Here is a 23,166-nt window from a genome sequence, read left to right as displayed (position 1 = left end):
CTGGCCCTCTCTTTTTTTTTTCTTTTTCCCCCTTTTTCTTTTTTCTCCTTTTTTTTTTTTTTTTTTTTTTTTTTCGCTCTCTCCCTTTCCCCCCCCCCCCCCCACCCCAACCGACCGATCTCGACGATCGGCCTGGGCAGCTCCCTGGGGTGAGCCTCGGGCATAAGGGATGGATAGGTACTTTCCACACAGCGTCGTCCCACCCGTTCTGGTGGTGGGGCGGCGTTAATACGCTCCCAGGCACACGAGGTTCCCCAGGCCTGATGAGGAGCACATCACCATGTCACGATCCCTGAGAACGTCACGTTCCCTGATAGCGCTGTCAGCAGCGGTGCTGATGGTCGGCACGGCGCTGACGGGCGCGAGCACAGCGGGCGCCGCCCCGGCAGCGCAGGACGTCCGGAGCGCGGTGAACGGTCAGAGCACGACGGACGTCCGGGGCACCGACGCCCCCGACGCCCTGCCCGAGGGCCAGGTCGGCGCGATGGAGCGCGACCTCGGCCTGACCCGGGCCGAGATCCCCGGCCGCCTGGCGCGCGACGCCGACGCCGCGATCGTCGAGGCGCACCTGACCGCGGCGCTCGGCGACCGGTACGCGGGCACCTGGCTGCCGGACGGCGCTGACGCCCCGCGCGTCGCCGTCACCAGCGCGGCGGCGGCCAAGGTGGCCGAGCGCGCTGGCGCCGACGCCGTCGTCGTCGAACACAGCCTGGGCGAGCTGACCGGGTGGAAGGAGGCCCTCGACGACGTGGGCGCCCCCACCTCGGTGCATGCCTGGTACGCGGACCCGGCCACCAACGAGGTGGTGATCGAGGCGGCCGACGTCGCGGCGGCGAAGGCGATGATCGCCGAGTCCGACGTGCCGGCCGGCGTCGTGCGCGTGGAGAAGTCGAAGGTCGCGCCGCAGACGGCGCGGGACATCCGGGGCGGCGACGAGTTCCACAAGCCGCTCGGCAACGGGTACGTGACGCTGTGCTCGATCGGCTTCGCCGTCTCCGGCGGGTTCGTCACGGCCGGGCACTGCGGCTCGGCCGGCGACCCGGTCAACGCCCCCGACGGCGCCGCGCTCGGCACGTACCGCGGCTCCACGTTCCCGGGCCACGACTGGGCCTGGGTGGGGACCAACGGCAACTGGACGCCCACCCCGGCGGTGAACAACTACGCGGGCGGTACGACGGCGGTCGCGGGCTCCGCGGAGCAGGGCATCGGCGCGGCCGTGTGCCGGTCGGGCCGCACCACGGGCTGGCGCTGCGGCGTCATCCAGGAGAAGAACGTCACCATCAACTACGGCTCCGGCGACATCCCCGGCATGGCGACCGGCTCGGCGTGTGCCGAGGGCGGCGACTCGGGCGGCTCGGTGCTCTCGGGCAACCAGGCGCAGGGCGTCACCTCGGGCCGGATCGGAGACTGCTCCACGAACGGCCGGTTCATCTACCAGCCGGTCAACCCGATCCTGAGCGCGTACGGGCTGCAGCTCACCACCACGGGTGGCGGCAGCGGGGGCCGGCCACTCGTCGGCCTGGCGGGCAAGTGCATCGACGTCCCGAACTCCGAGTTCACCGACGGCAAGCGCCTGCAGCTGTGGACCTGCAACGGCACGGGCGCGCAGAACTGGACGTTCCAGGCCGACGGGACGCTGCGGGCCGGCGGCCTGTGCATGGACGTGGCCGGGGCCAACACCGGTGACGGCACCGCCGTGCAGCTCGCCAACTGCAGCGGCAACCCGGCCCAGCAGTTCACGCTGAGCGGGGCGGGGGACCTGGTCTCGATCCTCGCGAACAAGTGCGTGGACGTCCCGAACAGCAACAGCGCGAACGGCACGCAGCTCCAGATCTGGACCTGCAACGGAACGTCGGCCCAGAAGTGGCGGGTCGGCTAACCCCCAAGAACCCGTTGAGTGCTGGGTATTTGCGCCTCAGATGCAGCTGACGCGACAAATACCCAGCACTCAACGATCGGGGTCAGAGGGTGGCGCGGACCGTTCGGGCCGCCGTCACCAGGTTGGCGAGCGACTCCTTGGTCTCCGCGTAGGCGCGGGTCTTCAGGCCGCAGTCCGGGTTGACCCAGACCAGTCGCGGGTCGATCGACTTGGCCGCGAGCTCGACCAGGTCGGTCACCTCCTGCACCGACGGCACGCGCGGGCTGTGGATGTCGTAGACGCCCGGCCCGATGCCGCGGCCGTACCCGGCGTCGGCCAGCTCGGGCACGATCTCCATGCGCGACCGGGCCGCCTCCACCGACGTGACGTCGGCGTCCAGGCCGTCGATCGCGCCGATGACCTGCCCGAACTCCGAGTAGCACAGGTGCGTGTGCACCTGCGTGGCGATGTCCGCCCCGGCGGTCGACAGCCGGAACGAGCGCACCGACCAGTCGAGGTAGCCCGGGTGCGCCGAGCGGCGCAGCGGCAGCAGCTCGCGCAGCGCCGGCTCGTCCACCTGCACCACGCCGATGCCCGCCGCCTCCAGGTCCGTCACCTCGTCGCGCAGCGCCAGGGCGACCTGGTCGGCGGTGTCGCCGAGGGCCAGGTCGTCGCGCACGAACGACCAGGCCAGGATCGTGACCGGGCCCGTGAGCATGCCCTTGACCGGCCGTGACGTCAGGGACGCCGCGTACGCCGTCCACTCGACCGTCAGCGGCGCGGGCCGCGACACGTCGCCCCACAGGATCGGCGGCCGCACACAGCGCGAGCCGTACGACTGCACCCAGCCGTTGACCGTCGTCGCGAAACCGTCGAGCTGCTCGGCGAAGTACTGCACCATGTCGTTGCGCTCGGGCTCGCCGTGCACCAGCACGTCCAGGCCCAGCTCCTCCTGGAGCGCGACCGTGCTCGCGATCTCGGCGCGCATCGCCGCCGTGTAGTCGGCGTCCGACAGCTCGCCCCGCACCCACGCGGCGCGCGTGCTGCGGATCTCCGAGGTCTGCGGGAACGACCCGATGGTCGTCGTCGGCAGCGGCGGCAGGTTCAGCCGCGCCTGCTGCGCGGCCGCCCGCTGCGCGTACGGCGCGCGCTCGACGTCGGCCGCGGTCAGCGCGGCGGTCCGCTCGCGCACCGCCGGGACGACGACGCCGGGCGCCGCCGCGCGCGAGCGCACCGCCGCCGTCGACTCCGCGAGCCGGTCGGCGACCGCCGCCCGGCCCTCGGTCAGCCCGGTGGCCAGCGTGACGACCTCGGCGACCTTCTGGTCGGCGAACGCGAGCCACGACTTCAGGTCGGCGTCGAGACGGGGCTCGTCGGCGACGTCGTGCGGCACGTGCAGCAGCGACGTCGAGGTGCCGACGGCCACTGCCTCCGCGCCCAGCTCGGCACCCAGGCCCTCCAGGAGGGTCAGGCGGGCGTCGAGGTCGGCACGCCAGATGTTGTGGCCGTCGATCGCGCCCGCGACCAGGGTCTTGGTCTCCAGGCCGGGGACCGGTCCGGTCGGCGCGGCACCGCGCACCAGGTCGATCGCGATCGCCTCGACGTCGGTGCCGGCCAGCAGGGCGAGCCCGTCGCCGGCCTCGCTGCGCAGGTCGCCGTACGGGGCGGTGACCAGGATCGCGGGGCGCTCGGCGGCGACGCCGTCGGCCCCGGGGGAGAGCTCGGTCGCCAGCGTGGCGTAGGCCCGGCGGACGGCGTCGGCCACCTCGTCGAAGGGGACGTCCAGCAGGTCCGTGACCAGGGCCGGCTCGTCGAGCTGCACCCAGGGTGCACCCGCGGCGGCGAGCGCGCGCAGCAGGTCGGCATAGGCGGCGACGACGTCGTCCAGCCGGTCCAGGGGGCGGAAGCCCTCGGGGGAACCGTCCGCGGGCTTGCTCAGGAGCAGGAACGTCACCGGGCCCACGAACGCGGGGCGGGTCACGACGGCCTGGCCGCCGTCGGCCGGCTGCGCCAGCTCGGTGAACTCGCGCACGGCGCGGTCGTCGACGAACCCGATCGGGGTGTCCGGACCGATCTCCGGGACCAGGTAGTGGTAGTTCGTGTCGAACCACTTGGTCATCTCGAGCGGCGCGTTGTCGCCCTCGCCGCGCGCCACCGTGAAGTAGGCCGAGAGGGGCAGGCGGCCCCCGTCCGCGGTGAGCCCGGCGAACCGGTCGGGCACGGCGCCCAGCAGGGCGACGGCGTCGAGCACCTGGTCGTAGTACGAGAACGAGCCGGGGACGGCAGCGTTGCCGGCGTCCAGGCCCAGGTCGACGAGGCGGCGGGCGGTGGTCAGCCGCAGGTCGCGGGCGGTCGCCTCCAGCTCGTCGGCGGTGGTGCGGCCGGCCCAGAAGGACTCGACGGCGCGCTTGAGCTCGCGCCTCCGGCCGATGCGCGGGTAGCCCAGGATCGTGGCGGTGGGAAGGTGCGGGTTCGTGACTGCCATGCGTATCAGCTCCATCGGACCTGGCGTTAGCACCTTGCCCCGAGATTGGCGCCTCGGAGGTAGGTTGCTGCGGTGTCGTGGAGCCAGGACTCTCGACCGCTCTGGATGATGAGACTTGATCGTAGGCATGCCCGGGATGTGGTCGGCAAACCGTCCACGCCTCGGACAAATCGGAGCCATAAGTTTGGTGATGGATCCGCCTGACCGTTTCGGCATCCGGTGATGGATTCTGACGTTCCCCGAGGACCGCACCCAGCGGGCAGCTCCCCGAACAGATCGGAACCACACCATGTCGAAGATCCTGATGGTCGTCTCTGCCGCGAACAGCCTGCGCCTGGCCGACGGCACCGAGCACCCCACCGGCTACTGGGCCGAGGAGGTCGCCGCCTCCCACCGGGTCCTCACCGCGGCCGGCGCCCAGGTCGACGTCGCGACGCCGGGCGGCGTCGCGCCCACGGTCGACGCGGTCAGCCTCGACGAGCGCGGCGGGGTGCCCGCCGCCGACGCCGCGGAGTTCCGCGCCTACCTCGACGGCATCGCCGGCCAGCTCGCCCACCCGCTCACGCTGGCCGACGTGCGCGGCGACGACTACGACGCGATCTACGTCCCGGGCGGTCACGCCCCCATGGCGGACCTCGCGCACGACGCCGACCTCGGCCGACTGCTGCTCGCGGCGAACGACCGGGGCACGACCGTGGGCGCGCTGTGCCACGGAGTCGCCGCGCTGCTCAGCGCCCAGGAGCCGGACGGCACCTTCGCCTACGCGGGCCGGGCGCTCACCTCGTTCACGGACGAGGAGGAGCGCCAGGGCGGCCTCGGCGACGCCGCGCCCTACCTCGTCGAGTCACGGCTGCGCGAGCGCGGCGCCGTCGTCCAGGTCGGCGCACCCTGGAGCAGCACCGTGGTCCAGGACGGCAACCTGATCACCGGGCAGAACCCGCAGTCCAGCGCGGCCGCCGCGGAGGCGGTGCTCAAGGCGCTCGCCGCGCGCTGAGCCCGGCTAGCCTGTGGGCAGGACGACGACGGAGGGGGTGCCGGTGCCGGGTCTCGACCTCCTCGCCACGTTCCTGGAGGTCTACCGCACCGGGTCGCTGTCGGCGGCGGCCGAGCGGCTGGGCGTGAGCCAGCCCGCCGTCACCGGGCAGCTCGCCCGCCTGGAGGAACAGCTCGGGACGCGCCTGTTCGTGCGGTCGCGCCGGGGCGCCGCGCCCACGGAGCGCGCCGTGGCGCTGGCCGCCGAGGTGGGGCTCCACGTGGACGGGCTCCGGACGGCGCTCGGTCCCCGCGACGTCGAGCCGGCGGCGCGGGGGCTTGTCCGGATCGGCGGGGCGGCCGAGCTGATGACGGTGCGTGTGCTGCCCGCGCTCGCGCCGCTCGTACCGCAGGGCCTCCAGCTCCGGACGACGCTCGGGCTCGGCGACGAGCTGCTGGCGGCGCTGGCGGCCGGCCACCTCGACCTGGTCGTGTCCTCGGTGCGCCCGCGGCAGGACGCCGTGGTGGCGACGCCGCTGGTCGACGAGGAGTTCCTGCTCGTCGGGCCCCCGGCCCTCGCCCACACCGTGGACGCGGGGCGTCTGGCAGCCGACCCGGTGGCCGCCCTGGCGCACCTGCCGCTGGTCGCCTACGCGGAGGACCTGCCGATCGTGCGCCGGTACTGGCGCAGCGAGTTCGGCCGGCGGCCGCCCAACACGACGGCGGTGGTGGCGCCCGACCTGCGCGCCGTGCTCGCCGCCGTCACCGGCGGTGCGGGCGTGTCCGTGCTGCCGCGGTACCTGGTCGCGCCCGCCCTGGACGCCGGGCAGGTGGTCGAGCTCCACCACCCCGAGGCGCCCCCGTTGAACACGCTGTACCTCGCGGGACGCCGCGGCGTCCCGCACGGGCCGGCGGTCGCCGCCGTCCGGGCGCGGCTGACCGAGGCCGCCGCGGAGTGGGGGAGCCTCTAGCCGGTCATGTCGTCGGGCCGGTCACGCCCCGGCGCACTCGCCGCTCTCCACCGGACCCGAGAGGCCGACGAGCGGCGGGTATGCCGAGACCCGGAGCTCCCAGCCGGCCGGGTCGGTCGCCGTCACGTAGGAGTCGCCCCCGTGCTCGGCGTGGGTCACGTCCGAGAGCGGGTCGAACCCGTGCTCCTGGAGCACCGGGTCGAGCCCGGCGGCGAGATCGGCGAGGCCGTCGCTGGGCTCGTACAGGTCGCCCTCGCCCAGGCTCTCGGCGAGGAAGAGCACGCACTCGCCGTCCGGCTGCTCGGTGAGGGACGGGAAGCGGTCCTTGGCGGTCCACTCGACCTCCGGGACGGCCTCCTGGAGCGCGCCGAGGACGTCGTCCAGCGCCGCCGTGTACCGCTCGGTCGCGGCCTCGCGTGCGGGGGCCGGCTCCGCGGGTCCGGCCGGGACGTCGGGACCCGCGGAGCAGGACGCCAGCACGGCGGGGAGAAGCAGCACCGCGCAAAGTGCCCGTAGGGGGAACAGGGGCCGCATCCGTCTCCTCGTTCGTGCTCGACGCCGTCGTGCCGGGGACGCTACCAGGCACGACGGCGTCGCGGTCAGAATGTCGCCGCGGATTCCCCGGGCACGCGACGGCTCCCGGCGGTCTCCGGGGAACACGTTGCACAGCCGAGGAGGTAACGCTCAGCTAGCACTGCTACCTCAGCGTTACGCCCTCGGACGCGTGACGTCTTCCCCGAGGCCTGCCGGGTGTGCGTGGGCTGTCGCCCCGAGCGCGACGGCCACCGCCGTCAGCGCCGCGCTCGCCGCCAGGGGCCCGGCGGGCCCGAGCGCCACCACGGCGCTCCCGCCGAGCACCGGACCGGCGAGCGCGCCGAGGTTGAGGGCGACCGTCGAGAACGCGCCGCCCAGGGTCGGCGCGCCGTGGGCCGCCGCCATGGAGCGGGCGATCAGCGTGCCGCCGACGGCGAACGACAGCGCGCCCTGCACCGGCGCGAGCACCCACGCCGCCGCGGGGATCGGCGCGAGCGCGGCCCACAGGACCCATCCCGTGAGCAGGGCCGGGCCGGCGATCACGAGCAGGCGCCCGCCGTGCGCGTCGGCGAGCCGGCCCGCGGCCGAGACCCCCGCGAAGGCGCCCAGGCCGAACAGGGCCAGCACCACCGGGACCAGCGCGGACCCGAGGCCCGCGCCGTCGGTGACGACGACCGCCAGGTAGGTGAACGCGCAGAACGTCGCGCCGTTGACCAGCACCCCGAGCGCGAGGTGGTGCAGCAGGCGCGGGGAGCGCAGCGCGGCGAGCTCGGTCCGCAGGTCCAGCCGGGCGCGCGGCGCCTCGGCGTCGAGCCGTACCGGCGTCAGGCGGACCACGGCGACCAGGGCCGCGGCCGAGACCCCGGCGATCGCCCACAGGGCGGACCGCCAGCCCCAGAGCTCGCCCAGCAGCGCGCCGGCGGGGACGCCGGCGACCAGGGCGAGCGTCGTGCCGCCGAGGATCACCGCCAGCGCCCTGGCCCGCCGCCCGGCGGGGACGACGGCCTGGACCGTCGACAGCGCGACCGCGAGGAACCCCGCGTTGGCCACCGCGGCGAGGAACCGGGTGCCGAGCAGCACGGCGAAGCTGTCGGTCAGTGCCCCGGCGACGTGCGCCGCGACGAAGACGAGCAGGCAGGCGGACAGGGTCCACCGGGGCGGCAGGCGACGTCCGACGGCGGCCGTGAGCGGCGCGCCGACGACCATTCCGACCGCGAAGCCCGAGGTCAGGTAGCCGGCCTGGGCGAGCGAGACGCCGAGGCCGGCGGAGATGCCGGGCACGAGCCCGGCGAGGACGAATTCCGACGTGCCTTGCGCGAAGACCGCGACCGCGAGCACGTAGAGCAGGACAGGCATGAAGAACTCCGAAGGGTGGAGGGAGACGGGTAGGCCGGGACGGCACTACGGGCCCTTCGGATGCGGGTGTTCTCTACCGGGGCATCTCGGGCTACCGGAGTACCGGCAGCCCTGATCTGGATGCTTCGGGAGAACTCATGCGGTGAAGCTAGCAGGTACGGGCAGCGGACGCCGCCATGCGACCTCGCGGTCGAGCTGGCCCGTCGAGCGGAAGAGCTGCACCTGGTGGGCGTCGGGCAGGGCGGCGGCGAGCGCTCGCGTCGTCGTCGGGCCGAAGCCGAGCTTCTGCCAGAAGCCGCCCGACCGGCGGGAGAACAACCAGGCCTCGCGCGCTCCGGCGTCGGCGGCCCGGTCCAGCGCGAAGCGGGCCAGGCGCAGGCCGTCCCCGGCGCCGCGCAGGTCGGGCCGGACGGCGACGCTGCGGATCAGCGTGTGCGCGCCGTCCGCGCCGAGCTCGAAGCCCGTCGTCGCGGTGACCGCCCCGGCGTCGTCGCGCTCCAGCCAGAGGCGGACGGCAGGCTCCGCGAGGGCCGCGACCGTCAGGTCGGCCGTGCGGAGGAACGCGGCCAGGTCGTCGAGGTCGGCGGAGGCGGCGGGGTGGAGCACGCCAGGGAGCCTATCCGGTGGGGTGGCGGGGCGGTGAGCCCGCGGGCCGTCGGGGAAGCGGGGGCCGGGTCACGGCTGGCCGGCGTCGTCCGTGGGGGCCATGCTCGGCTGGTCGCACAGCGACCAGCTCAGGTCGCTGTGCACGCGGATCTGCTTGCCGCGGTCGGAGGTGGCCCAGATCTCCTGGGCCTGCGGCAGCCAGGTCGTGGTGTCGACGAGCAGCTCGACGCGGGTCACGTCGCCGCCCCGGATCAGGCCGTCCGAGGGGGTGACGCGGATGCGCGCGACCGTCTGCCCGCCCAGCTCCTCGACCGCGAGGTCGTCGTCGAGCCACTGGTTCGTGCCGTCGTAGCCCGGCAGCCCGAGCAGCACGCTTGCCGACGCCGCCTGCAGCACCTGCAGGGGCTGCTGGTCCAGCTGGGGCTTCGGCACGACCAGGTCCGGCCCGTCGACCTGGTCGAAGCGCATGATCGACTCGTCCCCGAGCGTCGAGCGGATCTTCACGCCGCAGTTCGCGCCGGACATCGCCTTGCCCGCCCGGGTGACGACCTCGCCCGGCGTGAGCCAGGTCGTGGGGGACGGCGACGCGCCGGGACGCGGGGTCCCGGCCGCCGACGCGCCGGTGCCCGGCGCCGAGTCCGGGAGGGCGCCCGGTTCCGGGACGCCCGCCAGGCTCAGCACGAGGACGGCGGCCGCTGCCGCGGCGGCCGCACCCGCCCACGCGAGGACCGGCCCGCGGCGGCCCGAAGGCGCGCGCCGGAGGGCGGCCGGGACCGGCCCGGGTCCCGCGTCGGGGTCGCGGAGCAGGACCTCGACGGTGCCGGTGTCGGCCCAGTCGTCGGGGCCGACGTCGGCCCACGTGCCGCTAGGGTCGGCGTCGCGCGAGTCGGTGCCGCTAGATCGGGCGCCGCCAGGGCCGGCGTCGGCCCGGCCGCTCGCGCGCGGGTCGAGGCTGCGGAGGCGGCCCGCAGCCTCGTCCGGCGCTTGGGCCTGCGCCGCGGCCCGTGCCCGGGACTCGGCGTACGCGCGCGCGAGGTCGAGCTCGGGATCGGCCGCGCGCAGGGCGCGGCGGGCGCGGGTCAGCTCGTTGTCGTCCACGTCAGGCTCCTTCCTCGGTCGGCCGTTCGTCGGTCAGTCGTTCGTCGGTCAGCCGTTCGTACGCCGCGCGCAGGCGGCGCCGGGCGCGGTGCACCCGGGTGGCCGCGACCGCCGTCGTGCAGCCCAGGACCTGGGCCACCTCCGCGGTGCTGAGCTCCGCGGCCGCGAGCAGCGCGATGACCTCCCGGTCGGCGGGGCGCAGCAGGTCCAGCGCGCGGCGGAGCTCGTCGAGCTCGCCGACCAGGCGGACGTCGTCGGCGCTCGCCGCGGCCGGGTGCGTGCGCACCCGCTCGACCAGGGCCGTGCGCCGCTGCCGGGCGCGCGCCTGGTTGGCCATGACCCGGCGGGCGACGGCCAGGAGCCACGCCCGTGGGTTGTCCGGCAGCTCGCCCTTGCGCCACACGATCGCGAAGACCTCGGCCACGACGTCCTCCGCCTCGGCGGCCGGGAGCCGCGCGCGGGCGTAGCGGTGGACGGCGCGCGCGTGCGTCGCGAAGAGCTCCTCCGTGCGCGCGGGCGTCAGCGGGCCCGGCGCGGCGCGGTGCGGCTCGGTGTTCGTGGTCAGGGCGGGCTCCGGGGTCTCCGTCGGTCAACCGGGGTGCAGGTCCTCGGGGGTGGATGCTTCCGACACAGTGTGTCCGGCAGGGGATCGCCCATGTCAGGTCCCGGATGTTGCCCACGTCACAGCGCGCCGCTGACATCGGCGGCCGCGCGCCGCACACGACCCCGGTGTGCCTACCTTTTCGAACCGTTTGTCCGTGACCCGCGCGAAGGGCTCCCGAGCAGTGCTGCTCGCCGCCGTGCTGTTCCTCGCCGCGCTGCTCGCCGCCCCGATGCTCCTCGCCGGCTGCGCGGACGGGTCCGGCACCGGGCCGGCCGGGCCGTCGGACGGTGTGGGGCTGTCCGGCTCCGGACAGCAGGGCGGCGGGCACGGCGCGGGGGAGCCGGGGACCGGCGGGGCGGACGCCGACGGCGGAGACGGCGGAGCGGCCGCCGACGGCGCGACCGGCGCAGACGGCGGGGCGGGCGCCGCGAGCGCCGTCGGGCAGCAGAACGCGCCCGCTGCTGCCGAGCCGGGCGACGACCCGGGCTTCGACCTGACCGCCCGCTCCATCACCGACCCGGCGAGCCCCTGGGTGGTCGTCAACAAGCACACGCCGCTCGACCCGGTCGACTACGAGCCCGACCTCACCACCGTGCGCGGTTACCTCGTGCGGCCCGACGTCGCGCCGGACCTCACGGCGCTGCTCGCGGCGGCCGACGCCGACGGCGTCCGCCTGACGCTGCGCAGCGCCTACCGCGGGTACCCCAAGCAGGCCGCGGTCTACGAGGGCTGGGTGGCGCAGCTCGGGGCGGCGCAGGCCGACGCCGTCTCGGCGCGCCCGGGCCACAGCGAGCACCAGACGGGCCTGGCGGTGGACGTGGGCGGCACGACCGAGCCCGGGTGCGACTTCGAGCCGTGCTTCGGTCGGACCGCCGAGGGGCGGTGGGTCGCGGAGCACGCCGGGACGTACGGCTTCCTGGTGCGTTACACGCCCGAGAACAGCGACGTGACGGGGTACGCCCCCGAGGCCTGGCACCTGCGCTGGGTGGGCCGCGACCTGGCGGCGTACATGGGCGGCGCCGGCGTCACGACGCTGGAGGAGGTCTTCGACGTGGCCGGTGGGGGCTATACCGACTGACGGGCTTGACCTTGCCGTAGCGGCAACCCTGCACGCTGCGGTCATGACCACACCAGACAGTACGGCCGCGGCCGTACGAGGCACCGCGATCGAGGTCGTCGGCCTGCACAAGTCCTACGGCGACCACCACGTGCTCGACGGCGTGGACCTCGCCGTCCCCGCCGGCTCCGTCTACGCCCTGCTCGGGCCGAACGGCGCGGGCAAGACCACCATGGTGAACATCCTGTCCACGCTGCTCGCGGCCGACGCCGGCGTGGTGCGCGTCGCGGGCCACGACGTGCGGCGCGAGCCGGACAGGGTGCGAGCGGCGATCGGCGTGACCGGGCAGTTCTCGGCGATCGACATGTTCCTCACCGGCCGCGAGAACCTGCGCCTCATGGCCGACCTGACCCACCTCGACCGGGCGACCGCCGTCCGGGACGTCGCGGCGCTGCTCGACCGGTTCGACCTGGCCGACGCCGCCGACCGCCGCGCCCTGACGTGGTCCGGCGGCATGCGACGCCGCCTCGACCTGGCGATGACGCTCATCACCCGGCCGCGGCTGATCTTCCTGGACGAGCCGACGACGGGGCTCGACCCGCGCAGCCGCCGCGCCGTCTGGCAGGTGGTCCGCGAGCAGGTGGCCGACGGCGTCACCGTGCTGCTCACCACCCAGTACCTCGAGGAGGCCGACGCCCTGGCCGACCGGGTCGGCGTGCTCGACGTCGGCACGCTCGTGGCCGAGGGGACGCCGGGCGAGCTCAAGGCGCAGGTGCCCGGCGGTGCCACCAGCCTCGACGACGTGTTCCTGGCGCTCACGGGGCACGCCGCCGACCCCGCCGTCGTCGGCCCCGATACCGACACAGATACCGACAACGCCACCTCGGAGGTGACCGCACGATGAGCACCACCTACGCCGTCCGCGACTCGATGACCATGCTGCGCCGCAACCTGCGGCACCTGAGCCGCTACCCCTCCCTGGCGGTCATGCTGATCGCCATCCCGGTCGTGTTCCTGCTGCTGTTCGTCTACGTGTTCGGCGGCACGCTCGGCGCGGGCCTCCCGGTCGACGGCGGGGGCAGCCGCGCCGACTACCTGAACTACCTGGTCCCCGGCATCTGGGTCATGACCGTGTCGAGCGTGGCGAACGGGACCGCCGTCGCCGTCGCGATCGACCGCACCGGCGGGATGTTCGACCGGTTCCGGACGATGGACATCGCGCGCGTCTCGGTGCTGACCGGGCACGTGCTCGGCGCGGTGATCCGCACGGTGCTCGCCCTGACGGTGATGGTCGCCTTCGCGCTGCTGCTCGGGTTCCGGTCGCAGGCCGGGGTGGCGGGCTGGCTCGGCGCCGCCGGGCTGGTGCTGCTCCTGGCGTTCTCGTTCACCTGGCTGACGGTCGCGATGGGGCTGGCCGCGGGCAGCGTCGAGACGGCGAGCAACACGCCGCTCGTGCTGATGGTGCTGCCCGTGGTGAGCAGCGGCTTCGTGCCCACCGAGCAGATGCCCGCCGGGCTGCGGCAGTTCGCCGAGCACCAGCCGTTCACGCCGGTTATCGAGACGCTGCGGGCCCTGACGTCGGGCACGCCCGTCGGGCCGGACGGCTGGCTCGCGATCGGCTGGTGCGTGCTGATCGCCGGGGTGGGCTACGTGTGGTCCCGGCACGCCTTCGGCAGGGTCGCGGCCGCGGCCCGCTGACCGCTGACCGACGACCGATGACAGGGGAGAGGATGGCGTCATGCTGACGATCGGGCAGGTCGCGTCCTACGCGGGGGTGACGGCGCGCACCGTGCGGCACTACCACGCCGTCGGGCTGCTGCCGGAGCCGGAGCGCGACCACTCCGGGTACCGCCGCTACGGCGCGCAGGCCGTGGTGGACCTCCTCCGGATCCGGACCCTGGCCGACGCCGGGGTGCCGTTGGCCCGCGTCCAGGAGCTGCTGCACGCCGACGAGGAGGAGTTCACGGCCGCCGTCGCCGAGATCGACGCGCGGCTCCGGTCGGAGATCGAGGAGCGCGAGCGGCACCGCGAGCGCATCGCGCGGCTCGCCGCGGGGGACAGCCTGGCCCTGCCGCCGGAGGGCGCGGCCTACCTCGACCGGTGGCGCGAGCTGGGCGTGCCGGAGCAGGTCGTCGAGATCGAGCGGGACAGCTGGATCCTGTCGCTGGCCGTGTACTCGCGCGAGCAGATCGCCGCCGCGATGGTGAACAAGGGCCGGCTCCTGGAGGACGCCGAGTTCGTCGGCGTGCTGCGGGCGATCGGCGACGGGATCGGCTGGGACCCGGACGACCCGCGGCTGCCCGGCCTGGCCGACCAGGTGGCCGCCGTCCTGGACCGGCACGCCGAGTGGACCGGCGACGGCGTGCGCGGGGTGGAGCGAGGGCTCGTCGAGCAGTTCGACTCGCTGGCCCTCGACTCCATCCCTGCGGGCCGCCGCCTGGAGGAGCTGCTGGAGGAGCGCGGCTGGTCGGGCTGGACCCGCCAGGAGCGGGTGCCCCGCAAGGCCCGGTGACGAGTGTTGGCCGCGCGGGTCGACGGGCGATGGCTGCGGGCGGCGGCTGCGCGTGCCAACTGGGCTGCCGGGGCTGTCGGGGTAGCGCGTGCTGCCTGTGCCGCCCGTGGGTCGGCGGGGCTGCGCGGGGGTCGGCGTCGACCACAGCACCTGCTGCCAAGGGACTGCCGTCACGGTGTTGACCACAGCAGTTGCTGCCAAGAGACCGCCGTCACGGTGTCGACCACAGCAGTTGCTGCCACGCGGGGCCTTCTTTGGCAGCAACTGCTGTGGTCAACGCCGGCCGGCCGGCGAGCGGCGGGCGGCGGGCCGGCGGGCGGCGGGCGGCGGCGTCAGAAAGGGAGCCAGACGATCGACGCCAGCGCCGCCAGGTAGAGGGCCTGCTCCGCGAGGCGGCGGCCGACCGGCGTGGCGGGCTTGCCGCCGAACAGGACGCCGCGACGCGCCGCGGAGATGTTCGCCGGGGTCATCGCCAGGGTGAGCAGTCCCAGGCAGACCGCGGCCGCGGACGCCGTCGCGGGCACCAGCAGGCCGATCGCGCCCGCCAGCTCCAGCACCCCCGTGCCCGCGACGAGCAGGTCGGGGCGCGGCAGGCCCGGCGGCACCATGCGCACGAGGTCCTGGCGGACGTGCGGGATGAGCCGGCCGGACGACGCCAGCAGGTAGACGGCGGCGACGCCGACCCGGGCGGCGTCGTGCCAGGAGTCGAGGGCCGGGACCGCGAGCAGGCCGAGCAGGCGCGCGAGCGCCGTGACCGCGAGCAGCAGCACGGGCAGGGGGACAGGCATGACCGTTCCAATCTTGACGGCGACAAGTTCGAGCGACACCTCACCACTCGCGGTGTTATCTTGTCAATGGCAAGATCGGATCGCCGGGCTCGAACCGGCGTCGAGCACAAGAACACCGGGAGAGACGGGGCTCCATGAGCTACCACCACGGAGACCTGCGCAGGACGATGACCGCCGCCGCCGCGACCGCCGTCGCCGAGCGCGGGCCCGCCGGCCTGAGCCTGCGCGAGCTGGCCCGGCTCGCGGGGGTGTCGCACGCCGCGCCGGCCCACCACTTCGGGGACAAGGCGGGCGTGCTCACGGCCGTTGCGACCGAGGGCTTCACCCTGCTCGCCTCGGCCGTGGACGACGCCGGGGACGACCTGCTCGCCGCCGGCGTCGCCTACGTGCGGTTCGCGGTGGACCACCCGGGGCACTTCGCCGTCATGTTCGACCGCAGCCTGCTGCACGGTGACGACGCGGACCTGCTCGCCGCCGAGCAGGTTGCCTCCGGGGCGCTCGCGGGCCTGGCGCCCGACGCCGACGGGGCGCGCGCGGCCTGGTCCGTCGCCCACGGCTTCGCGAGCCTCTGGCTCTCCGGCGCGATCTCGGGGTCCGACGTCGTCGCGGCCGCGGAGCCGGTCCTGCGCCGACTGGTCCCGGACGCCTGAGACACGCCGGGCGCCGCCGTAGGCCGCCGCGGGATGACCATGCAGTTGCTGCCAGTGGGCACGACCGTTTGGCAGCAGGTGCATGGTCGTCGGGCGGTGGGTCATTCGACGGGTCGGCCGGCAACGGATGACCATGCAGTTGCTGCCAGACGGGACGCCGGAATGGCAGCAGGTGCGTGGTCGGCCGGCGGGCGCTCGGGCGGTGGATCGGCCCGCGACAGTCGCGCCGCCATGCCGGGGGTATCGGTCTGTACGGGGGTGTCGGCCCCGGGGCGTGCGCCCGCGAGATGAGCATGCAGTTGCTGCCAGAAGGCAGGTCTGCTTGGCAGCGGGTGCATGGTCGTCAGGCGGTGGGTTGGTCGACGGGGCGGCCGGCGGCGGGTTGGTCGACGGGGCGTCCGGCGGCGTCCGTCAGCCGACGGCCGCGGTGCCGGCCTGCCGGTTGCGGTCGCGGCCCGGCGGCGTGCCGAACAGGCGGCGGTACTCCCGGTTGAACTGGGCCGCGCTCTCGTAGCCGACGTCGAACGCGACCCGGGTGACGCTCGTGTTCCGCGACGCGAGCATCTGGCGCGCGGTGGCCAGCCGGAGCTGCTTCTGGAACTGGAGCGGGCTCGACCCGGTCACCGCGCGGAACGTGCGGTGGAACGCGGAGACGCTGAGGCCCGCGCGCCGGGCGAGGTCCTCGACGCGGAGCGGCTCGGCGGCGTTGTCCCGGATCCACTGCACCACGGTGCTGACTCGCGTGAGCCTGCTGCCGGCCAGCCCGAGCTGCCGCACGGTGTCGCCCTGCGGTCCCGTGACCAGCAGCCAGAGGATCTCCCGCTGCACCATCGGTCCGAGCACCGCGAGGTCGCGCGGTCTGTCGAGCAGGCGGATCAGCCGTCCGACGGCGTCCAGCAGCTCGGCCGGCGCCCGGCTCGTCGCCAGCGCGGGGACGGCAGGGCCGAGCCCCGGGCCGGGCGCGCCGAGCGGGCCCGAACCGCGAGCGGTTTCGGTTGGTGCGGCGTCCGGCGACGCCGCTCCCGGGGACCCGGTGCTCGCCGACGTGCTTCCCGCCGCCCCGGCTCCCGTCGACCCAGGCCCCGCCGACCCAGCCCCCGTTGACCCAGCCCCCGCCGCCGCAGCCCCCGCCGACAGCAGCAGCTCCGCGATCGCCGGCGCGGTCAGCGTCATCCCGAAGCCCAGGGCCGGGGCCTGCTCGCTCGCCTGCGTGAACCGCCCGATGACCGGCAGGTCGATCGACGTGACCAGGTACTCGCCGGGCCCGTACACGACGGTCTCGGCGCCCAGCCGCAGCTCCTTGGTGCCCTGCGTGATGAGCGCGAACGTGGTGCCCGTCGTCGCGGCCTCCGGGTCGCCCGGCCGTGTCTCGCGCGAGAGGAACACCCCGGGCAGCGGCTCGCTGGTGCCGGCGGGCGCCCGCCGGTCCATGAGCGCGCGCAGCTCGTCGAGGTCCATGCCGCCCACCTTCCTCCTCCGACGACGCTCCGACCCCGCGCAACACCCCTGCGAGCAGGATCAGGCAAGAAAGCGCGAGGAACGCTATCACCGCTGCAACCAATCATCGCCTTGACTTGTCGGGCAGCCAGGACCGCACGGTCCCGACTCCAGTGCATCCACAAGGAAGCACTATCCGGCAAGACTCAGGACCACCAGAGAACGAGGCAGACATGTCGATCACCATCGTCGTCGGGGCCAGCTCCGGCATCGGGCAGGCCGCCGCGATCCGCGCCGCGGAGGGCGGCTCCGGCGTCGTCGTCACCTACAACGCCAACCGGGACGGCGCGCTGGAGACCGTCGAACGCATCGAGGAGGCCGGCGGCACCGCCGTCGCGCTCCCGCTCGACGTGGGCGACAGCGCCACGTTCCCGGCGTTCCGGGCCGCCGTCGAGCGGGCGCTGGCCGAGACCTGGGGCGCGCGGACCGTCACGGGCCTGGTCAACAACGCCGGGTACGGCGGCGGCACCCTGTTCGCGGACACCACCGAGAAGCAGCTCGACGACTTCTACCGGGTCATCTTCAAGGGTCCCTACCTGGTGACCCAGGCCCTGCTGCCGCTGATCGAGGACGGCGGCGCGATCGTGAACACCGCCAGCAGCTCCGCGGGCACCGCCGGGCTGTCCGAGGGGTACTCGGCCTACGGGTCGATGAAGGGTGCCGTCGTCGTGCTGACCCGCTACCTCGCCAAGGAGCTGGGCGCGCGCGGCATCCGCGTGAACTCGGTGTCCCCGGGGCCCACGCGCACCCCGTTCGCCGGCGGCGCGTTCGAGGAGTACCCCGAGGTCACGGCGCAGCTCGTCGGCCGCACCGTGCTGGGCCGCCTCGGCGAGCCAGACGACGCCGGCTCCGCCATCGCGTTCCTCCTGTCCGACGGCGCCCGCTGGATCACCGCGCAGGACATCGAGGTGACCGGCGGCTTCAACCTGTAGGCCGATCAACCTGTAGGCCGATCAACCTGTAGGCGGATCAACCTGTAGGCGGATCAACCCGCAGGCGGATCAACCTGTGGGCGGTTCAGCCCATAGCCCGTGCGGGCGGCGCGCCTGTGGCTAGGGTCGGACCATGCGGTTTCGACCGATGCCCGAGGTGTCGGCCTGGACCCACACCGGGGTCCGGGCCGGCTTCGAGGTGCTGTTCGTCCGGTCGACGGCGGACGGGCTGGTGCTGCGCGGGCACACCACCGCCGCCGAGGGCGCCGAGGCGTGGTCGGTCGGGTACCGGATCGACGTCGACCACCGGTGGCGTACCCGCGAGGTCCGGATCGAGGCGTTGACGGCCGCCGAGACCCTCCGCGTCACCCTCGAACGGGCCGACCTCACCGAGGCGGACAACCCGGCGGGCGGGGCACGCTGGCTCGTCGACGGCGTACCCGACGACCGGTTCGACGACTGTGTCGACGTGGACCTCGAGTCGTCCGCCGTGACGAACACGCTGCCGGTGCACCGGCTCGACCTGCGGCCCGGGCGGGCCGGTGCCGCGCCGGCGCTGTTCGTCCGGGCCGCCGACCTCTCCGTCGAGCCGATCGAGCAGGAGTACCGGCTCCGGGAGCGCACTCCCGACGTGCTCAGCCTCGACTACACCTCGGCGACCTTCGACTTCGCCTGCGTGCTCACCCTCGACCCCTCCGGGCTGGTGCAGGAGTACCCGGGCATCGCCGTCCGCGAGCGCTGACCGGACGGGTGCGTCATTCACCCGGCCCGACGTGTATCGTTTCGGCTGCTGCAGGCCTCTGACCTGGGATAACATCCCTCTCGGCCCGAAACGCGAGTTCCAAAATGTCCTAGTATGCGCGATGATGGCCCCGCCACCTATCACCAGGGGAATATCGTGACCGCGACCGCCTCCGGGGCCACCGCAGCACCGCCCGACGTACCCACGTCCACGCCCGCCCTCGTCGCCTGCGACGTCGACGGGACCCTCGTCCGCACCGGCCGCCGGGCCACCCCCGCCGTCGTCGAGGCGCTCGCGGCGGTGCGTGCCGCCGGGCACCACCTGGTGATCGCCACCGGCCGGTCGCTGTCGGGCGCGGTGCAGGTGGTGCGGCAGCTCGGGGTCCGCGAGGGCTGGGTGGTCGCGGCGAACGGGGCCGTGACCGCACGCCTGGACCCGGACGGCTACTCGGTGGTCGAGGTGCGCACCGTGGCGGCCGAGCCCGTGGTCCGGCTGGTCACGCGCATCCGGCCGGACCTCCGGCTCGCGGCCGAGGTGGTCGGCACCGGGTACCGCGTCACCCGGCGGTTCCCCGAGCAGCAGCTCCACGGGCACCAGGAGGTGCTGCGCCAGGTCGAGGACCTCTGGGCGCGGCCGACGCCGCGCCTGGTCGTGTACGGGCAGTGGGCCCAGCGCCTCGCCCCGGCGCTGCGCGCGTCCGGCGTCACCGCGATCCCCGCCCGCGTGGACTGGGTGGACGTCACCGCCCCCGGCGTCAGCGCGGCGATCGCGCTGGAGAGCATCCGCGTGGAGCTCGGCGTCGCGCCGTCGCGGACCCTGGCGGTCGGCGACGGGGAGAACGACCTGGAGATGTTCGCCTGGGCGGCCGTGTCGATAGCCATGGGGCACGCGCCCGCCACCGTCCGCGCCGCCGCCCACCGCGTCACGGGCACCGTGGAGCAGGACGGCGCGGCGTCGGCGCTGCGCGACGCGCTCCTGCTGTCGGCGGCCTGACCTGCCCGAACGGTAGTGCGACCCGTCCGGCGACCGATTGAACCAAAACGTTAGGCCCTCTACCATCAGGCCAGCAGCCCGCCGCGGAAGCCGGTCCGGGGCGGTCAGGGGAGTCGGGGGCACAGTGCCAGTCGCAGCGCTCAGCAGCGGGGATCCGCGCGAGGTCGGTCCGTACGTGATCGAGGGGCGCCTCGGCGCGGGTGGCATGGGGAGCGTGTACCTGGGCCGCCCGCGCACCGGGCGGCCCGTGGCGGTCAAGGTCATCCACCCCGACCTGGCGGGCGACGCCGAGTTCCGCACGCGCTTCCGGCGCGAGGTCGCCGCGGCGCGGCGGGTCGGCGGCTTCTGGGCGGCGCAGGTGGTCGACGCCGACCCCGACGCCGAGCGGCCGTGGATGGCCACCGCCTACGTGGCGGGCCCCTCGCTGCAGGACGCGGTGGACCAGGAGGGCGCGCTGCCCCTGTCGGTGGTCCGCACCCTGGGCGCCACCCTCGCCGAGGCCCTGAGCGCCATCCACGACCAGGGCCTGGTGCACCGCGACCTCAAGCCGTCCAACATCCTGCTGGCCGACGACGGCCCCCGGGTCGTGGACTTCGGCATCGCGCTGGAGCGGGACGCGACCTCCCTGACCCGGCAGGGCTCGATCGGCACGGCGCCCTACATGTCGCCCGAGCAGGTGCGCGGCCTGGACATCACCCCGGCGTCCGACGTCTTCGCGCTCGGCTCGGTGCTGGGCTTCGCCTGCACGGGGCGCAGCCCCTTTGGCGGCGGCGCGGCCGAGGACGTCGCCCGGCGCGTGGTCCACGACGAGCCCGACCTGACCGGTGTGCCGTCGGGCATCCGCGACCTGGTGGGGTCCTGCCTCGCGAAGGAGCCGGGGGAGCGCCCCGCGCTGTCCGACGTCGTGGACCGGCTCGCCACGGGTACGAACAGCTGGGAGCTGCCCGCCGGTGTGGTCGCGATGATCGCGGAGCGCAGCGCCGAGGTGGGCGGGGCCGAGGCGGGCGTGGTGTCGGTGGCCCGGCACGACCCCGCGGCCACCGAGCGGGTCGGTGACCCGGGCACGCGGCGCGGGGACCTGCTGGTGGGCGGCGGGGCGCCGGACGCCGCCGGCGTGCCGGCGGGCGGCCCGGACGACGCCCCGGCCCGGCCCTGGTGGCGGACCCCGGCGGCGAGGTGGGCCGGCATCGGGGTGGCGGCCGTGGCCGTCGGCACGGTCGCCGCCGTCGCGGTCGCGGGGGTGCTGACCCCCGACGGCGGGACGCCGGACGCCGGGCCGTCGCCGTCGGTCGGCAACATGCAGCTCACCGTGCCGGACGAGGAGCACGACGTCACGCTCGAGGTGACCGCCACGGGCAAGGACGCCGCCACCACGGAGGTGGGTGTGCGCTACGACGGGCGGCTCGGCCCGTCCGGCCTGGCGGGCTCGTTCCGCAGCGCTGAGGACGTCGCGGAGATGGATCCCGACAAGCTGTACACCGAGATCGAGCTCCCGTGGAGCAGGACGATCACCGCCAAGGGCACGGTCGACGGGGCGTACATCACCCTGACGGCCGAGGCCGGCTGGCGCGACCGGATGGCCATGCTGACCACCGACACGGACGTCGCGGTCTCCTGCCGCATCCTGATCGACGGCGAGGTGGTCGCCGAGGAGGCCGGGCAGGTCAACGTGGGCTGCATGCTCCTGCCCCCGCAGATCCAGGCGCAGATGGACGAGATGCGCGAGAACAGCGAGAAGCTGGCCAAGGAGCAGACCAAGGAGCAGCAGGAGCGGCTGGACGACATGCCCGAGCCCGGCACCCCTGAGTTCCAGGAGTACCTGGACAACCTGCTGGGCAAGGCCGGCCAGACCCAGGAGGGCAACGGCTGATGCGCCGCGTCGCACGGCTGCCCGAGGTGCGCCCGTGATCGAGGCACTCCGGGCGGACGACCCCGCCCAGGCAGGCCCGTACCGCCTCCTGGGCCGGCTCGCCGCCGGCGGCATGGGCCAGGTCTACGTGGGCCGCTCGCGCGGCGGGCGCGTCGTCGCGGTCAAGGTGATCCACCCGGGCCTGGCGCAGGGTGACGAGTTCCGCGTCCGGTTCGCCCGGGAGGTCGAGGCCGCCCAGGCGGTCGGCGGCTATCACACGGCCGAGGTGGTCGACGCCGACGCGTACGCCGACCGGCCCTGGATGGCCACCGCCTACGTGCCCGGCCCGTCGCTGCACGAGGTGGTGCAGCGCGGCGGCGTGCTCGACGTCGAGGCGGTCCGGGCGCTCGGCGCGGGGCTGGTGGGCGGCCTGGAGGCGATCCACGCCGCGGGCCTGGTGCACCGCGACCTCAAGCCCGCCAACGTGCTCCTGACGGCCGACGGCCCGCGCGTGATCGACTTCGGCATCGCGCGCGCCGTCGACGCGACGTCGGTGACGACGTCGGGCGACGTGCTCGGCACCGCCGCCTACATGTCGCCCGAGCAGGTGCGCGGACGGGAGGCCGAACCGCCGTCGGACGTGTTCGCCCTGGGGTGCGTGCTGCACTTCGCGGCCACGGGGCGCTCGCCGTTCGGCGGCGGCCCCACCGAGGCGGTCGTCTACCGCGTCGTGCACGAGGACGTCGACCTCGGCGAGGCGCCCGAGGAGCTGCGCGGGCTGATCGCGGACTGCCTCGCCAAGGACGCGGCCGACCGGCCGACGACGGCGCAGGTGCTCGACCGGCTCCGGCCGGCCGGCGGCGCCGGGGCCGGTGCTGCCGCGGTCGCGGGCGCGGCGGCGGTCGTGCCGTGGCGGCTGCCGTCCGGCGTCGGCCCGCTGGTCGCGGAGCGCGCGCAGGAGCTCAAGGACCTGCAGGCGCGGGAGGCGCCCGCGGTCACCGAGGTGGTCCGGGCGCCGGTCCCGGAGGGCGTCGAGGACGCCGTCGACACGGGCGACCGCGCGGGCACGAGCACGGGAGCGGGAGTGGGGCCCGGCGGTGCCCGGGTCGGTGGGCGTGGCACGGGCCGGCGCCGGGGGTGGTGGGCGCTCGCGGCGGCCGGGGCCGCCGCGGTGGCCGGCGGCGCGTGGTGGTTCGCGGCGGAGGGCGACGTCCCCGCCGACGCCGTGGCGAGCGGTGCCTACAGCCTGTCCGGCGAGCACCTGGGCGCCGGACCCGTGGACGCGCCGCACAGCGTGGAGCTGGAGATCGTGACCCCCCGCGACGGCGAGGTGCTGACGGTGAGCTACGACGCCACGGTCGTCACCTCGGACGACGAGGGCACCCAGCAGGGGCAGCAGGGCAACGGCGACGGCTTCACGGTGGTGACGCCGTGGACGGGCACCATCCCCGTCGAGTCGAAGGTCCTGTCCCTGACCGTCACCGCGGAGGGCGACGACGTCGACGACATCACCTGCCGGATCGGGCTGGACGGCGAACCGGCCGCCGAGGCGACCGAGTCCGGTGGCGTGGCGTGCGGGGTCCCCGTCGACATGTCGACCATCCTGGACGGGCTGTTCTGACGCTGCGACCTGACCCGTGCCGACCTGACCCGTGCCGACCT

General features: G+C 74.7%; 21 protein-coding genes and 1 riboswitch. Of the genes, 13 read left to right on the top strand and 8 right to left on the bottom strand.

Going from position 1 to position 23,166, the window contains the following annotated elements; genetic code table 11:
- Positions 1–280 precede the first annotated feature (280 nt).
- Positions 281–1,879, top strand: coding sequence for a ricin-type beta-trefoil lectin domain protein (locus ACFV9Q_RS07265; protein ID WP_377233831.1), 1,599 nt, complete (start codon positions 281–283; stop codon positions 1,877–1,879).
- An 82-nt stretch (positions 1,880–1,961) separates the two neighbouring features.
- Here ACFV9Q_RS07265 and metE read toward each other — a convergent pair whose 3' ends face one another.
- Positions 1,962–4,343 carry a 5-methyltetrahydropteroyltriglutamate--homocysteine S-methyltransferase gene (metE, locus tag ACFV9Q_RS07260; RefSeq protein ID WP_377233830.1) on the bottom strand — a complete coding sequence of 794 codons (2,382 nt, stop codon included), beginning with the start codon at positions 4,341–4,343 and terminating at the stop codon, positions 1,962–1,964.
- Between the two features lie 8 nt (positions 4,344–4,351).
- Positions 4,352–4,455: riboswitch (SAM riboswitch) on the bottom strand.
- Positions 4,456–4,632: 177 nt separating this feature from the next.
- Here metE and ACFV9Q_RS07255 point away from each other — a divergent pair.
- Together ACFV9Q_RS07255 and ACFV9Q_RS07250 are read left to right on the top strand one after the other, a co-directional pair.
- Positions 4,633–5,337: a type 1 glutamine amidotransferase domain-containing protein gene (locus tag ACFV9Q_RS07255; protein WP_377233829.1), complete on the top strand. Its 705-nt coding sequence runs from the start codon at positions 4,633–4,635 to the stop codon at positions 5,335–5,337.
- 43 nt (positions 5,338–5,380) lie between these two features.
- Positions 5,381–6,286, top strand: coding sequence for a LysR family transcriptional regulator (locus tag ACFV9Q_RS07250; protein ID WP_377233828.1), 906 nt, complete (start codon positions 5,381–5,383; stop codon positions 6,284–6,286).
- Between the two features lie 21 nt (positions 6,287–6,307).
- Here the strand turns inward: ACFV9Q_RS07250 and ACFV9Q_RS07245 are convergent, their stop codons facing one another.
- The 5 genes from ACFV9Q_RS07245 to ACFV9Q_RS07225 form a co-directional block, all read right to left on the bottom strand.
- Positions 6,308–6,784: a hypothetical protein gene (locus tag ACFV9Q_RS07245; RefSeq protein ID WP_377233827.1), complete on the bottom strand. Its 477-nt coding sequence runs from the start codon at positions 6,782–6,784 to the stop codon at positions 6,308–6,310.
- 210 nt (positions 6,785–6,994) lie between these two features.
- Entirely contained in the window at positions 6,995–8,176 is a 1,182-nt protein-coding gene (locus ACFV9Q_RS07240) for a Cmx/CmrA family chloramphenicol efflux MFS transporter (RefSeq protein WP_377233826.1), read from the bottom strand.
- Positions 8,177–8,311: 135 nt separating this feature from the next.
- The gene (locus ACFV9Q_RS07235; protein ID WP_377233825.1) at positions 8,312–8,782 is read right to left on the bottom strand and encodes a GNAT family N-acetyltransferase; all 471 of its coding nucleotides are present in this window, start codon (positions 8,780–8,782) and stop codon (positions 8,312–8,314) included.
- A gap of 69 nt (positions 8,783–8,851) precedes the next feature.
- Positions 8,852–9,880: a hypothetical protein gene (locus ACFV9Q_RS07230; RefSeq protein WP_377233824.1), complete on the bottom strand. Its 1,029-nt coding sequence runs from the start codon at positions 9,878–9,880 to the stop codon at positions 8,852–8,854.
- Position 9,881: 1 nt separating this feature from the next.
- Positions 9,882–10,403, bottom strand: a complete 522-nt coding sequence (locus tag ACFV9Q_RS07225; RefSeq protein ID WP_377233852.1) for an RNA polymerase sigma factor — start codon at positions 10,401–10,403, stop codon at positions 9,882–9,884.
- A gap of 235 nt (positions 10,404–10,638) precedes the next feature.
- Between ACFV9Q_RS07225 and ACFV9Q_RS07220 the strand changes: the two genes are divergently transcribed.
- Genes ACFV9Q_RS07220 through ACFV9Q_RS07205 form a run of 4 tightly spaced genes read left to right on the top strand, consistent with a single transcriptional unit; the run spans position 10,639 to position 14,053 of the window.
- Positions 10,639–11,562, top strand: coding sequence for a M15 family metallopeptidase (locus ACFV9Q_RS07220; protein WP_377233823.1), 924 nt, complete (start codon positions 10,639–10,641; stop codon positions 11,560–11,562).
- Positions 11,563–11,605: 43 nt separating this feature from the next.
- Positions 11,606–12,445 carry an ABC transporter ATP-binding protein gene (locus ACFV9Q_RS07215; RefSeq protein WP_377233822.1) on the top strand — a complete coding sequence of 280 codons (840 nt, stop codon included), beginning with the start codon at positions 11,606–11,608 and terminating at the stop codon, positions 12,443–12,445.
- Positions 12,442–13,239: an ABC transporter permease gene (locus ACFV9Q_RS07210; RefSeq protein ID WP_377233821.1), complete on the top strand. Its 798-nt coding sequence runs from the start codon at positions 12,442–12,444 to the stop codon at positions 13,237–13,239. The genes ACFV9Q_RS07215 and ACFV9Q_RS07210 overlap by 4 nt, the downstream gene beginning before the upstream one ends.
- Positions 13,240–13,279: 40 nt before the next feature.
- Positions 13,280–14,053 (top strand): MerR family transcriptional regulator, encoded by a 774-nt coding sequence (locus tag ACFV9Q_RS07205; protein ID WP_377233820.1) that lies wholly within the window; start codon positions 13,280–13,282, stop codon positions 14,051–14,053.
- Between the two features lie 332 nt (positions 14,054–14,385).
- Here ACFV9Q_RS07205 and ACFV9Q_RS07200 read toward each other — a convergent pair whose 3' ends face one another.
- Positions 14,386–14,841: a DoxX family protein gene (locus ACFV9Q_RS07200; protein WP_377233819.1), complete on the bottom strand. Its 456-nt coding sequence runs from the start codon at positions 14,839–14,841 to the stop codon at positions 14,386–14,388.
- 134 nt (positions 14,842–14,975) lie between these two features.
- Here ACFV9Q_RS07200 and ACFV9Q_RS07195 point away from each other — a divergent pair, with 134 nt between their 5' ends.
- The gene (locus ACFV9Q_RS07195) at positions 14,976–15,491 is read left to right on the top strand and encodes a TetR/AcrR family transcriptional regulator (RefSeq protein WP_377233818.1); all 516 of its coding nucleotides are present in this window, start codon (positions 14,976–14,978) and stop codon (positions 15,489–15,491) included.
- Between the two features lie 411 nt (positions 15,492–15,902).
- Here ACFV9Q_RS07195 and ACFV9Q_RS07190 read toward each other — a convergent pair whose 3' ends face one another.
- Positions 15,903–16,949 carry an AraC family transcriptional regulator N-terminal domain-containing protein gene (locus ACFV9Q_RS07190; RefSeq protein WP_377233817.1) on the bottom strand — a complete coding sequence of 349 codons (1,047 nt, stop codon included), beginning with the start codon at positions 16,947–16,949 and terminating at the stop codon, positions 15,903–15,905.
- A 212-nt stretch (positions 16,950–17,161) separates the two neighbouring features.
- On the opposite strand from ACFV9Q_RS07190, the gene ACFV9Q_RS07185 reads away from it, so the two are divergent.
- From ACFV9Q_RS07185 to ACFV9Q_RS07165, 5 genes are all read left to right on the top strand, one after another.
- Positions 17,162–17,920: an SDR family NAD(P)-dependent oxidoreductase gene (locus ACFV9Q_RS07185; RefSeq protein ID WP_377233816.1), complete on the top strand. Its 759-nt coding sequence runs from the start codon at positions 17,162–17,164 to the stop codon at positions 17,918–17,920.
- Positions 17,921–18,053: 133 nt separating this feature from the next.
- A complete protein-coding gene (locus ACFV9Q_RS07180) occupies positions 18,054–18,662 on the top strand; it encodes a putative glycolipid-binding domain-containing protein (RefSeq protein ID WP_377233815.1) in 609 nt (202 codons plus the stop codon).
- 156 nt (positions 18,663–18,818) lie between these two features.
- On the top strand, positions 18,819–19,655 hold the full coding sequence (locus ACFV9Q_RS07175) for an HAD family hydrolase (protein ID WP_377233814.1): 837 nt from the start codon (positions 18,819–18,821) through the stop codon (positions 19,653–19,655).
- 124 nt (positions 19,656–19,779) lie between these two features.
- A complete protein-coding gene (locus ACFV9Q_RS07170; protein ID WP_377233813.1) occupies positions 19,780–21,525 on the top strand; it encodes a serine/threonine-protein kinase in 1,746 nt (581 codons plus the stop codon).
- Positions 21,526–21,559: 34 nt separating this feature from the next.
- Positions 21,560–23,125 carry a serine/threonine-protein kinase gene (locus ACFV9Q_RS07165; RefSeq protein ID WP_377233812.1) on the top strand — a complete coding sequence of 522 codons (1,566 nt, stop codon included), beginning with the start codon at positions 21,560–21,562 and terminating at the stop codon, positions 23,123–23,125.
- Positions 23,126–23,166: the final 41 nt, after the last annotated feature.

This window comes from Promicromonospora sp. NPDC059942, from assembly GCF_042731755.1.
In the GTDB taxonomy this organism is placed as follows: domain Bacteria; phylum Actinomycetota; class Actinomycetes; order Actinomycetales; family Cellulomonadaceae; genus Promicromonospora.
Note: the sequence above shows the minus strand (reverse complement) of the source record. Positions and strands in the feature narration are given on the sequence as shown.